Source organism: Novosphingobium sp. BL-S-21, from assembly GCF_055521655.1.
This window is the reverse complement of the sequence record NZ_CM145495.1, coordinates 591,762-604,503: the sequence shown is the minus strand read 5'-3', so window position 1 is coordinate 604,503 and position 12,742 is coordinate 591,762. Positions and strand designations below refer to the sequence as shown.

Here is a 12,742-nt window from a genome sequence, read left to right as displayed (position 1 = left end):
GGGGAATTCCGTCATGCCTATCCGCCACCGCGCCTTCCGCGCCCTGCTTGTCGCGGGCGCCGCTGCCTTCGCCGCCGTCGCAATGCCTGCGTTCGCGGAAGAAGAAGAGGAAGGCGGCGCGCTGCCGGCCGTCACGACCGTCCCCAGCTCGCCCATCGCCGGCGACTTCACTTTCGCGGCCGTCGGCGATCTCATCTACTTGCGCCCGATGCTGGCGACGCTGGAGCGGCAGTCGCCCGACATGCTCCGCCTCCTGCGCAGCGCCGACGTGACTTTCGGCAATTTCGAGACGACCGCGCTCGATCTCAAGACGTTCAAGGGATCGCCGCAAGCCGAATCCGGCGGCACCTGGATGCTCGCGGACCCCAGAGTGCCGGCGGACGTGGCCGGCATGGGCATCGATATCGTCGGCCACGCCAACAACCATGCCACCGACTGGGGCGTGGAAGGCATGATCGATACGCTGGACCTGCTGGACAAGGCGCATGTCGTCCATGCCGGCACCGGCCGCTCGATGACCGCCGCGCGGGCGCCTGCCTACTTCGACGCCGGCCATGGCCGCATCGGTCTGGTTTCGGCGACCACCACGTTCACGCCGATGTCGCCAGCCGCCGATCCGCTGGGCCAGGTACCGGGACGCGGCGGCGCCAATACGATCCGCAGCACCGAAGTGGGGCTGGTGTCGCAGACCGACCTTGCCGTGATCGCTCGCCTGGCAGGAACGATGGACGGCGCGCCGGTGAAGATGAAGGGCCGCGAATACCGCCTCGCCGCCGATGCCGTCTCGCCGATGAAGATCGAGTACGACCTCAACCCGAAGGACGTGGCCGGAAACCTGCTGGCGGTCCGGCAGGCCAAGGAGAACGGCAACTTCGCGGTGTTCTCCCTGCACAACCATGAACCCGGCAACGCCAGCAAGACACCTGCCGGGTTCGCGCAAGGGCTGGCTCATCAGGCCATCGATGCCGGCGCGGATGTCTATGTCGGCCACGGTCCGCACCAGCTGCGCGGGATCGAGATCTACAAGGGCAAGCCGATCTTCTACTCGCTCGGCAACTTTGCGATGATGAACAACTCGCTCGATGACGTGCCGGCCGACATGTACGACCAGTTCGGCGTCACCCCCGGCACCGTCACGACGCCAGAACTTCTGGCCGCGCGCAACGCCAAGGAATTCTCCGACCCCAACCTCTACGAGACGGTGATCGCCACTTCCCGCTACCACGACGGCCAGCTTGCCGAAGTGCGGCTCTACCCCGTCGACCTCGGCGTGAACGCCAGCGGCGCCGGGCGCGGTGTGCCGCACATGGCCGATGCGGCGACCGGCGCCCGCATCCTTGCCCGGCTGCAGACGCTCTCGCAGCCCTACGGCACGAAAATCGTCATCGAGCGCGGCGTCGGTGTAATCCGGGTCGGCGCCTCGAACTGATCCCCGCATCGCCGAGGCGGGCTCCATGCGCTCTCATGCGTCATGGGGCCGCCTCGGCGCAGTTGGTCTTTCATTTGGGCGTGAGAAAGCCCTGCATGGCCAGCCACGCGGTGAACTCATCCATCACCAGCGTCGTCGTGGTATTCGGCTTGCCGAGCCCGAACCCGTGGCTTCCCTGCTGATAGCCGTGAATTTCGACGGGCCGCTTCGCCGCCTGCCATGCCTGGGCAATGGGGAAGCCCATTGCAGGGAACAGAGGATCGTCCAGGGCGATCGCATCGAACAGGGGCGGTGCATCTGCAGGCACCTCGATCCTGGCCTGCGGGCCATAGATGTACCCGAAGAACGCCGGACGTTCGCCCACCCTGGCGGCGAGCACGGTCTGCAGCGAAGTCATCGCGCCGGCCGAAAACCCGATCATGCCCACCCTTGCAGGATCGACGCGCCACTTCGCGGCATTGTCCCGCACCATCTTCAGCGCGGCGAGGCCGTCCTCGGTGGCCTTGGGATTGCCGAGCACGGGCATCTTAGCAGGGTCCGGCATCCCCTCGCTCATCTTCTTCCAGACATATCTGCCGGCCTCCTGCTCGTCCTTCGGCGTCGGGAGCAGCCGATACTTGAGGACGAAGGCCGCGATGCCGCGATCGGCAAGAGCCTTGGCAACGTCCCAGCCCTCGTGAGACATGGAGAGCGCCATGAATGCACCGCCCGGTGCGACGATGACGGCAGCGCCCGTCGCCTTGGCCGGATCGGGAAGCACCGGGGTGAGCGTCGGCCGCGTGACATTGCGGACCGAATAGTCCTTCCCGAAATAGCGGGCCCAGACTTCGGTGCCGGTCGAACCCGGGGTCTTGGCGCCGTAGAGCGGGATGGCGCCCGGCTCTGCCGGTGCCTGGGCCGGCGCGGGTGCGGGATAATCCGCCGGCTGCGCATGAAGGCCCTGCGAAACCAGCATGCTCACGGCCGCGAGCATGCGAAAAGCGTTCCTTGCCGGCATCGGCCTCTCTCCCCTCTGTTCTGTCTTGCCGTTCGGATGACATGCACCGCAGACAGGGTCAAATAGCCAGATTTTGCGATGCCATAGCCCCTTCCTATAGGAGTGCCGCGCGCCCTTCGCGCGCTTCGTCCAGCCATCGCCTGCCTGCCGGGACGCGGCGAATTGCCCCGTTGCGAGCAAGCGCCTGCAGGCGCCGATGTCCCCTGCCCCGCCAAAGGCCAGCGATTATCGATGGATCGGCCCGAAAACTTGTCCTAGGAAGACGGCTATGTCGCAAGTGTTCGATCGCCAGAATGCCAGGATCAGCGGTTCGGGCACCAGAACCATGCTTTTCGCCCATGGGTTCGGCTGCGACCAGAACATGTGGCGCTTCGTCGCCCCCGCCTTCGAAGACGATTACCGGGTGGTCCTGTTCGACCATATCGGCTTCGGCGGCTCCGACCTTTCGGCCTATGACCAGCGGCACCGCGAGCTTTCGGGCTATGCGGACGATGTTATCGCGCTGGCGCGCGCGGCCGGAGTCGAGAACGGCATCTTCGTCGGCCATTCGGTCAGCGCGATGATCGGCATCATCGCGGCCCAGCGCGCGCCTGAACTGTTCGACACCCTGGTCCTGGTCGGTCCTTCGCCGCGGTACATCGATGACGGCGATTACGTCGGCGGGTTCGCCGAGCACCAGATCGCCGAATTGCTGGAATTTCTCGACAGCAACCATCTCGGATGGTCGCAGGCGATGGCCCCCACGATCATGGGCAATCCGGACCGGCCGGAACTGGGGCAGGAGCTTACCGACAGTTTCTGCCGCACCGATCCGGCCATCGCGAAGCAGTTCGCCCGCACGACCTTCCTGTCCGACAATCGCGAAGACCTTGCGAACGTGAAGGCCCGAACCCTGATCCTGCAATGCCGCGACGACGTGATCGCGCCCTTGAGCGTGGGCGAATTCGTCCATGACGCGATTCCCGGCAGTGAACTCGTGATCCTCGAAGCCACGGGGCATTGCCCGAACCTGAGCGCCCCTGAAGAGACGATCGCAGCGATCAAGAGCTTCCTTTGAGCGGAGAAGAACGAACCGCCGTCGAGGGTCAGGCCGGGCTGGACGATCTCGAAGACCTGTTCGAGAACGCCCCCTGCGGCTACATCTCCGCCGACAAGGACGGCCGCATCCTGCGGGCGAACAAGACATTGGCGGACTGGATCGGAACCGTGCCCTCGGCGCTGAGGGGCAAGCGTCTCTCCGATCTGCTGACGATGGGCGGCAAGATTTTCTACGAAACCCATTTCGCCCCGCTTCTGCGGATGCAGGGATCGTTCACCGAAGTCGCGCTGGACCTGGCCTGCGCGGGCGGAGATAAACTGCCCGTCCTCATCAATGCCGCCGAGCGCCGCGATGCCGACGGCAATCCCCTGTTCGTGCGGATCACGATCTCCAACGCCGTCGAGCGCCGCCGCTACGAACAGAACCTGCGCACGGCGCGGGCGGCGGCGGAAGCGGACGCGCGTGAAGAGAAAGCCGCCTCCGATTTTCGCGAGCAGTTCATCGCGGTTCTGGGTCACGATTTGCGCAACCCCCTCGCCTCGCTGACGAGCGGGCTGCGCATGCTCGAAAAAGAGCCGATCAGCCCGCGCGGCCGCAAAGTCCTGGGCCTGATGGACGGCAGCATCTCGCGCGCATCGGCGCTGATCAACAACGTCATGGACTTCGCGAAGGCCCGGCTCGGGGACGGGATCGGCATCGTTCCCGACAAGGATACGGACATTTCACCGGTCCTCCACCAGGTCGTTGCCGAAATGCGGTCCATTGCCGGCCCGCGCGTGATCGAGGCCCTGATCGAGATCGACGCCCCCGTCGAAGCCGATCGCGGCCGCCTTGGCCAGCTGGTTTCGAACCTGCTTGGCAATGCGCTCACGCACGGCGCCGCGGATCGACCGGTTCGCCTCGGCGCCTTCACGCGGGACGGGATCTTCGAACTCTGGGTGGTGAACGGCGGCGATCCGATCCCGGCGGAAACCATGAGCCGCCTGTTCGAACCCTTCGTGCGCGGGCCCGGCAGATCCAGTCAGAGCGGCCTGGGCCTCGGCCTTCACATCGCGCTTGAAATCGCGCGGTCCCACGGCGGTGAACTCACGGCCGCGTCGGACGCCGTCGAAACCCGCTTCACTTTGCGCATGCCCTGCCGCCAGCCGGCGAAACGCCCGGACCTCTGACAGGCGCCCGAGCCGTCAGCGCCGGGGGCTTACCGTAACGATCGCGCGCCGGTAGCTGGTGAGCGCAGGTGCCCCCTTGTCGCGGGCTTCGAGGATGACGTGGAAGCGGGTTGTCTCGCTCACGTCGGGCACCACGAAACGGGTTTCGATGGAGTCTCCGCGTTGGAGTTCGACACGCGGGTTACGGTTGACCGCCTCGGACTCGCGGTACTGCCACCAGCCATAGTCCACCGTATCGCCGTCGGGATCGCGCGATCCTGCCGCGGAAAGACGCACCGTCTCGCCGGGCCGGGCGGCAATCTCCACCGGCGCGGTGCCGCCGGCGCCGTTCAGCACGAGCGTGGGGGCATGGTTGGCGCCCTTGAATGCGGACTGCAGAGTCCACTGGATGCGCGCGGCGAAATCGTTCTGGAAAGCCTCGCGCCAGCGCCAGATCGTCGCCTTGTTGGTCTGCCGGGGCTTGCCGTCGATCCCGGTGACGAGATCGCTGGTGTCGGTCCAGATGCCGTCCCACTCGGAGACCTTGCCGTAGCGCCCGCCCCAGCTTCCATAGTCGGGATGCTCGGGATCGCCGAGGCCGTTGGGGATCAGGTAGAGGAAGCTCGGCGTGTCTCCCTCCATGATGAATTCGTAGTTCGGATAAAGCGAACCCAGCGGGCCGATCTGCACGTTCTCGCGCAGCCATTCCTTCGATACGGTCGTGAAGTCCGGGCCGTCGAAGTAGTACATCCGGTCGCCCGAGATGCCGCCCCAGGTCGACAGGTTGTAGTGCCGATGCGCGGTCAGGCTGACGATCCAGAACACGTCCGGGAACTGCCGCCGCACCCAGGGCCCGGCGTTGTCCTGATCGGAGATCGAGTAGACGCGCAGCCTGGCCGCGAGCCTGGCCACCTCGTCCGCCGGGCGCGTTTCGCGCAGCGACCACAGCGCCTGCGCCAGATCCACCGCCCCGCCCCAGACGCAGATCCACAGCGGCCGGGGATCGGGGCTTTCCAGCGCGGCGACGATGGCGCGCGAGCCTTCGGTGTCCTTGCCCGCACCCACGCCCGTCATGCCGTATTCGGGCCGTCCGGGCTTCACTTTCGCGCGAAGGTCCGCAGCGGAGGGCCAGCCTCTGGCGTGAGCACGCAAGTTGGGGAGAACGGCTTCGTAAGCGTCGATGCGCCGCAGGATCTGCTCGGGGTGGACCGAATCCTTGAGATGCCGCGATGTGGAAGGGATCAGCGCCTCGACATCGAATTCATTGGTGTAGAGCAGGAACCGCACCATCGATTCCATGTCGTCCGGGTCCGATCCCACGTCGGTCAGGACGATCACGCGCGGCTTGGTGGCGGCGGTCTGCACGGCCGCCGCCGCCTCTGCCGGCGCTGTCCATCCCGGCGCCGTCCATCCCGGCAGGGCCAGTGCAAGCAGGGCCGGAGCCAGGCGCTTCATCAACATGCATGTTCCCCGGATGCGCGAAGGACCGGGAGCGACAGGCGCCCCCGGTCCACCACGGATGGTCGTCAGAATCGGACGCGGACACCGCCCGAGAAGCGGCGACCGGTCTTGCGGTACTCCTTGGTGCGATCGGTGCTGACGGAGTAGATGAACTCCTTGGCATCGTTAAGGTTGAGCGCATCCGCGAAGACGGTGAACTGCGGCGTCACTTCGTAGGACAGGCCCGCGTCAAGCTGGCCATAGGCGTCGAAATACTCCGGCTCGCCGTTACGGCCCGAGGCCACCTGCAGGAAGTTGTCGCGCCAGGTATAGGCGAGGCGGGCCTGCACGCCGTACTTCTCGTAGAAGCCGACGAGGCTGTAGGAGGTCTTGGAAAGCCCCTCCAGCCCGTAGGAGACGCCCGCCACCTGGTTCGTGTAGTTCGCGTTCGACTTGGTGTAGTTGAAGCTGGTCTGCACGCCGAGGCCGTCGAAAGGCGAAGGCAGGGTGGTGAAGGCCTGGCGATAGCCGAGTTCGAAGCCCTTTACGGTCGCGCCCTTGCCGTTGTCGGGCACGGTCACCTGGAACGTCACCTGGTCTACCAGCTGCGGCGTGGTCACCAGCGTCACGAACGAGTCGATCTTCTTGTAGAACACGGCCGCGGACAGCAGCGCGTTGCCGGTGAAGTACCACTCGATGTCGGCCTCCACCTGCTTGGCCCGGAACGGCTTGAGGTCGGGATTGCCGCGGCTGATCGTCTCGTTGCCGGGGTTCGTCTGGATCGACTGGCGCGGCGAGAGGTCGGTCAGCGTCGGGCGCGTCATCACCTTGGAGGCCGAGAGGCGCAGGATCAGTTCGTTGGTCGCCTCCAGCTTGATGTTCACCGAGGGCAGCCAGTCATGGTACTTGCCCTCGAAGCCGACCGGCACGATGGGCGAAACGACGATGATGTTCTGCCCCTGCCCATTGGGCTGGGCGCTGAGGACCGTGCGCGATGCGCCGGTCGAGGTGTAGGTCGTGCCTTCGTAGCGCACGCCGGCGTTGATGGTCAGCGGCATCGACCCGAGGTCGGTCGTGAAGTTGGCCATGAAATAGCCGATCTTCACCTTCTCATCGACGACCGAGGAGGCCGAAGGCGAGAATACGGCCGGGTTGAACGCCTTCCCGTCCGCGGCCGCGAACTGGTCGATCACGCCCACGAGCTGCTGCGGGCTGTAGATCACCCAGTCGCGGACGATGTTGCTGGGGCCGCTGCCCTGGAAGAAGTTGCGGTTGGTCGGGCTGAACAGCGAAGCCGGCAGGACGCGGTCGGAGCCGCAATAGGCGCACTGCTCGCCGAAGGGCATCTCGTCGCCCGTCAGCGTCTTGGTGCGCCGCGAATACATGGCGCCCGCGAAGAGCGAAAGGTTGGACGTGGCCTTCCACTCGTTGTCGAAGCGGTATTCCTCGATCTTGTCGTCGACATCGGTGCCGCCGCCCCAGATGTAATAGTGCGCGGTGATGCCGTTGGGGTTGGTCGAGGCATTGGGGTAGTTCGGGCTGGTGAAGCCGTATTCGTAGATCGGGCTGCCCGACCGGCGATCGAACCACAAGTCGATGTTCTTGCGCCGGATGGTGGTGAAGAGGTTGTCCTCCTTGCCGCGCCGTTCCGCCTTGGAACGCGAGGCGTCGAAGCTCATCTTGAGCGTCTCGGTGGGCTTCCACTCGATGTTGCCGCCGAACTGGTTGGTCATGACCTTGCGGTGGTCATACTGCAGGATCTGGTCGACGAAGCCGCCCTGGTAGCGCTGGTAGACGGCCTCGTTGTCCTCCACGACCTGCTCCACCAGCGTGCCGCCGGAGAAGTCGTAGGCAAGGCCGGTCTGCTGCTCGCGGAAGTCCGCCTTGGAGTAGAGGCCGTCGAACGACAGCGTCAGCGTGTCGGTCGGCCGGAACTGCAGCGAGCCGGAGAAGCCGTAGCGTTCGAGGCTGCGCTCGAAGAAGAACGGCGAGAGGTTCGACGGCATCGAGACGCGGCTGAACGGCGCCACGTTCGGCCCGATGCGCGCGCCCGGAACCCCGCCGGCGTTGTAGTAGGAGTCCGTGCTGGAGCGATAGACATGGCCCGCGCCGATGGTGAATTCGTCGTTGCGGGTGTCGCGCTTGGTATAGACCCCCGAAATCGACACGCCGATGGTCTTGTCGGCATTGCGCCAGGACGCCACGCCCGAAACCTCGGGATTGAACTTGTCGGCCAGCTCCGCCCACATCTGCCCGGCGGAGGCGCTGATGGCGAACTGGTCCTTCTGGTCGATCGCGCGCAGGGTCTTCACATCGACGGTGGCACCGATCGAGGCGCCGTTGATGTTGGCCTGGGGCGACTTGTAGACGTCCGCACCCGAGATGATTTCGGAGGGCATGACGTCGAACGAGAACTCGCGGCCGTTGTTGTCGGTGGCGAGCGTGCGGGCGTTGACGGTCACCGCGTTGAACTTCGGCCCGAAGCCGCGCACGGTGATGTAGCGGCCCTCGCCGCGGTTGCGCTCGATGGTCACACCGGCGATGCGCTGGAGCGATTCCGCGACGTTCTGGTCTGGCAGCTTGCCCAGGTCTTCGGCGACGATCGAGTCCACAACCGCGATGGAATCGCGCTTGATGTCGATCGCGACCTTCTGGCTGGCGCGGATGCCGGCAACGATGATGACGTTCTCGGCCTCGCTGTCGGCAGCCTCCGAAGCGCCCTGGTTACCCACGGCCTCCTGCGCCTGCGCCGAAGTTGCCAGCGCTAGCACCGATGCGGCAGAAAAAAGCAGCGCCGACCTGGCCGCACTGCGAAACCTTCCCTCGTTCGACATCTCGACTCTCCCTCCAAATTCTTTGCAGATCTTATGACCTGCTATCGTTTTCATGTCAACTTACATCATATGTATGATGTTTACCGCACCGACTTGATCGGCAGCACGCAGAGTGCGGAGCCGAAGACGAAGACCACCGCCGCGATGAAGATGGCCCGGTAGTCGCCGCCGAAGATCCCGAGCAGGACCGCGGCCATGACCGGGCTGATGATCTGCGGGATGTTCACGGCGGTAGTCAGGACGCCCAGGTCCTTGCCCTCATCGCCCAGCGCGGCCTTGGGCAGCACTTGCGTCATCAACGCCATGTCGATGGACATGAACATGCCGTAGCCCACCCCGATCACCGCCGCGTAGACCCACATCCCGGCCATCGAGGGTGCCAGCAGCGGCGCAACCATCGCCGCGCCCATGAAGAGGCTGCCGCCGATCACGAAGGGCTTGCGCCGCTGCAGACGGTCGGAAAGCCAGCCCGATGCCAGCGACGAGACGACGAGGCACACCAGCGTCACCATCGCCATGTTGGCAATGGCCAGGTTCGAAGCGTCGTCGCCCAGCCCCACGTAGTCGCGCAGGATATAGAGCAGGTAGGCCGCCACCGCCTGGTAGCCCATGTAGATCGTGAAGCGGCTTGCGAAGGCCCAGGCGAAATCGGGATGCTCGCGCGGGCTGATCCAGAAGCTCTTGAAGAAGGCGCCCCAGTGGATCGGGCGGCGCGGCAGGGCATCGCTGGGCGGTTCGCGGTTGAGCGCGACGAAAGCCACGCAGGATGCGGCGATGGCGCCCGCGAAAAGACCGTATGCCAGCATCCGCTGCGAGGCGAGATAGCCTGCCACCACCGTGCCTGCAGTCAGCCCCGCCGTCATGCCCGCGCCGACTATGCCGGAAACACTGCCCCGCGTCTCGGGCGCGAAGCGGTCCGCGATCAGCGTGGTCATCGCCGGCTGCATCGAATTGTAGGCCACCGCCGCCATGACCCAGAGCACCATGAGCGACCAGAACCCGGTCATCATCGACACCCCGAACAGCGATGCAGAGCCGATCAGCGAGCCGATGGCGATCCACGGCGCGCGCCGTCCCCAACGACTGCGCGTGCGGTCCGACAGAGCCCCCGCGATCGGCGTCGCCAGCGTGGAGAATACCGAAGTGATCGCGAAGAGCAGCGCGAGGTTGTTCTCCTTGGACGCGGGAGAAAGCTCCGCGATCTGGTTAGGGAGCAGCACGCCCAGCACACCGCTGTAGAGCCCCATCAGCAGGAAGAAGTTCACCATGAGCGACAGTTGCAGGCGCCAGCGCGCCGCACCCTGGACCCAGGGCGTTCGGGCCTCTGCGCCCTGGGTTGCAGAGCCGTGCATCATTCCGCCGCCCGCCGCGTATCGGGAACGAGCCGAAGCCCCGCGCCGGCCGGCCGGCGATGCGGGCCGCCGCGCTCGCCCCAGCCGATGGCAGTGACGGACTGGGCCACCGCGGCCTCGTCGATCGAGATCCCGAGGCCCGGCGCGTCACCGAGGATGATGCCGCCCTCGGCGATCTGCTGGTCGACCGTGAAGCCGGTCGGGAAGCCGAAGTCCTGCACTTCGATGCCGATCATGTTCGGCAGTGCGGCCGCCGCATGCGCGACCGGATTGGCGTTGTAGGCCACCGGCGATACCGGCAATCCCCGCACATGGGCGGCCATTGCGACGCGATTGAAATGTGTGATCCCCCAGACGCTGCCCGCCTGGACGATATCCACCGCCTGCGCATCGAACAACGGTCCGTACTGCTCCAGCCCGGTGAGATTCTCGCCGGTCGCCACTGCCGTCCGCGCGGCGCGGGCGATCTGGGCATGCCCGGCCGCGTCCCATCGGCGCACCGGTTCTTCGATCCACGTCAGGTCGACGCGCTTCTCGATCTCGGCAAGGTGGCGGATCGCCTGCTTGGTGTTCCACGCTTCGTTGACGTCGAGCATGACCGCAGGGCGCGTGGTGTTGCGCGAAAGAATGCCGCGCACCGTTTCGAGCCGGGCGATGTCGCGGTCCAGGTCGCGTCCGCCCTTGATCTTGGCGGCGGTGAATCCGCGCTCGGCCCAGAGGGTGTAATGCGTCGCGAAAGCCTGGTCATCGAGGCCGTAGCACAGGCCCGAGGCATAACCCGGCACGAAACGGTCCCCGGCCCCGAGCGTGCGCCACAGCGGCTCGTCCGCCATCTTGGCCTTCAGGTCCCAGAGTGCCATGTCGATGGCCGCGATCGTTCCGAACGTGGCGCCGGCATGGCCGCTCTTGAAGACATGCGAGAGCATAGCATCGTAGAGCGTAGCGACCCCGCGCGGATCCGCGCCTTCCACGGCGGGAAAAAGCCGGTCGATCTCGCGGTGCGATCCCAGCCCGATGCCGGTCAACCCGCCGTCGGTCTCGACCAGCAGGACCGGCACTTCGGTAATGCCCGATTCGACGATGCCGTTGACGTCGCCCACGGGGCGCTGCCAGTCGTGGAAGGCGGTGAGGCTGCGGTAGCCTGTGATCTTCATTCGGGAATCCCCTGACCTAAGGCCTGTTCGTAATTCGTATTATGTATGATCTATGTCGTTTGACAACCCTTGACGCGCTTGGTCAAGTCGGTTCAGCGTAAATCAGGCGCCAAGAACGCGCGTCACCATGAATCAAGGGCGTAAAAGAGCATGCAGGATAGGGTTGTCGGCCTCGGAGCGCCCGCGAAGACACGGCGGCGTCCGCGCCTTGCGGAAGCAGTGGTCGAGGAACTGGTCAGCGCCATCGTCACCGAAGTCTATCCCGCCGGTTCGGCCCTTCCCCCCGAAAACATGCTGTGCGACCACTTCGGCGTCAGCCGCACCGTGGTGCGGGAAGCGACCACCGCGCTGACTGAAAAGGGCCTCGTTGTCTCGCTGCAGGGACGCGGCACCATCGTGCGCGAGCAGAGCGACTGGAACCTGCTGGACCCGATGATCCTGGCGGCGCTGTTCCGGCGCGAGGACGGCCTGGCCTATCTCGACAACCTTTCGGAAATCCGTTCCTCCCTCGAAGCCTCGATGGCGGCCAAGGCGGCGAAGCGCGCCACGGCAGAGAGCCTGGCCGAACTCAAGGCCCAGATCGACAAGCTGGAAAGCCTGGTGGAAATCCCCGCAGCCTATGTGCACGAAGACGTGAATTTCCACGATGTGATCATGCGCATGTCGGGCGACCGCCTGAGCAAGGCGATCATCGACGGCATCCAGTCGCGCGCCCTCAACACCCACGGCTATTCGGGCACGCTCAATGTCGAGCACGTCCGCAACACCCATGCCGCGCATCGCAAGGTCTACCAGGCGATCGTCGATGGCGATGCCGAAGCGGCGTCGAAAGCCATGCGCGAACATATCGAATCGTCATGGGCGCGGCGCCGGGCGAGCGGCCCTCAGGCCTAGCCGCCCGGGTCGGGTCCTCCGGCTCGGCCATGCGCGGCCGCCTTCAGGGCTGCTCCGAAAGCGCGTAGATCCGCTCCATTTCGGCCCAGGTCCGGTCCGGCGCGAAAGGCAGCGGGCGCTGGAAAGTGCGCATGAGCGCATCCCACGCCTGCACTTCCGGATTGGCCGCATCGCGCGCCGCCTTGCCTTCCGCATCGGCGGCCGTGGCCGCATCCTGCTCCATCGTCATGAACATGCGGTCGCCCACCAGCCAGATCTGGAGATCGCGCACCCCATCGGCGCGGATCGCTTCGGTCACGGCCGCGGGCGGGCCGCCAGGCGCATGCCAGGCGCGATAGCGCGCGATCATTTCCGGCTCGTCCACCAAGTCCACGGCGAAGCACCTGCGCACGAATTGGCTCATTCCACTCTCCCGGTTGACGCCCCCCATCTCCTTACGTATTCATCATACGTCT

Annotated in this window: 10 protein-coding genes; 4 read left to right on the top strand and 6 right to left on the bottom strand. The window is 65.7% G+C overall.

Annotated elements, in window-relative coordinates; all coding sequences use genetic code 11:
- Positions 1-13 precede the first annotated feature (13 nt).
- The gene (locus ACZ1J6_RS02290) at positions 14-1,429 is read left to right on the top strand and encodes a CapA family protein (RefSeq protein WP_134094307.1); all 1,416 of its coding nucleotides are present in this window, start codon (positions 14-16) and stop codon (positions 1,427-1,429) included.
- Between the two features lie 70 nt (positions 1,430-1,499).
- Here the strand turns inward: ACZ1J6_RS02290 and ACZ1J6_RS02285 are convergent, their stop codons facing one another.
- Positions 1,500-2,402: an alpha/beta hydrolase gene (locus ACZ1J6_RS02285; RefSeq protein ID WP_243841015.1), complete on the bottom strand. Its 903-nt coding sequence runs from the start codon at positions 2,400-2,402 to the stop codon at positions 1,500-1,502.
- Positions 2,403-2,694: 292 nt separating this feature from the next.
- On the opposite strand from ACZ1J6_RS02285, the gene ACZ1J6_RS02280 reads away from it, so the two are divergent.
- Entirely contained in the window at positions 2,695-3,483 is a 789-nt protein-coding gene (locus ACZ1J6_RS02280; protein WP_134094306.1) for an alpha/beta fold hydrolase, read from the top strand.
- A complete protein-coding gene (locus ACZ1J6_RS02275; RefSeq protein ID WP_208324848.1) occupies positions 3,480-4,634 on the top strand; it encodes a PAS domain-containing sensor histidine kinase in 1,155 nt (384 codons plus the stop codon). Before ACZ1J6_RS02280 ends, ACZ1J6_RS02275 begins: the two co-directional genes overlap by 4 nt.
- A 15-nt stretch (positions 4,635-4,649) precedes the next feature.
- Here ACZ1J6_RS02275 and ACZ1J6_RS02270 read toward each other — a convergent pair whose 3' ends face one another.
- From ACZ1J6_RS02270 to ACZ1J6_RS02255, 4 genes are all read right to left on the bottom strand, one after another.
- On the bottom strand, positions 4,650-6,074 hold the full coding sequence (locus tag ACZ1J6_RS02270) for a DUF1593 domain-containing protein (RefSeq protein ID WP_134094305.1): 1,425 nt from the start codon (positions 6,072-6,074) through the stop codon (positions 4,650-4,652).
- Positions 6,075-6,139: 65 nt separating this feature from the next.
- Positions 6,140-8,887, bottom strand: a complete 2,748-nt coding sequence (locus tag ACZ1J6_RS02265) for a TonB-dependent receptor (RefSeq protein ID WP_134094304.1) — start codon at positions 8,885-8,887, stop codon at positions 6,140-6,142.
- 80 nt (positions 8,888-8,967) lie between these two features.
- On the bottom strand, positions 8,968-10,239 hold the full coding sequence (locus tag ACZ1J6_RS02260; RefSeq protein ID WP_243841013.1) for an MFS transporter: 1,272 nt from the start codon (positions 10,237-10,239) through the stop codon (positions 8,968-8,970).
- Positions 10,239-11,393 carry a mandelate racemase/muconate lactonizing enzyme family protein gene (locus tag ACZ1J6_RS02255; RefSeq protein ID WP_134094302.1) on the bottom strand — a complete coding sequence of 385 codons (1,155 nt, stop codon included), beginning with the start codon at positions 11,391-11,393 and terminating at the stop codon, positions 10,239-10,241. The genes ACZ1J6_RS02260 and ACZ1J6_RS02255 overlap by 1 nt, the downstream gene beginning before the upstream one ends.
- Before the next feature lie 150 nt (positions 11,394-11,543).
- Here ACZ1J6_RS02255 and ACZ1J6_RS02250 point away from each other — a divergent pair, with 150 nt between their 5' ends.
- A complete protein-coding gene (locus ACZ1J6_RS02250; protein WP_134094301.1) occupies positions 11,544-12,287 on the top strand; it encodes a FadR/GntR family transcriptional regulator in 744 nt (247 codons plus the stop codon).
- Between the two features lie 43 nt (positions 12,288-12,330).
- Here the strand turns inward: ACZ1J6_RS02250 and ACZ1J6_RS02245 are convergent, their stop codons facing one another.
- The gene (locus ACZ1J6_RS02245; RefSeq protein WP_134094300.1) at positions 12,331-12,690 is read right to left on the bottom strand and encodes an L-rhamnose mutarotase; all 360 of its coding nucleotides are present in this window, start codon (positions 12,688-12,690) and stop codon (positions 12,331-12,333) included.
- Positions 12,691-12,742: the final 52 nt, after the last annotated feature.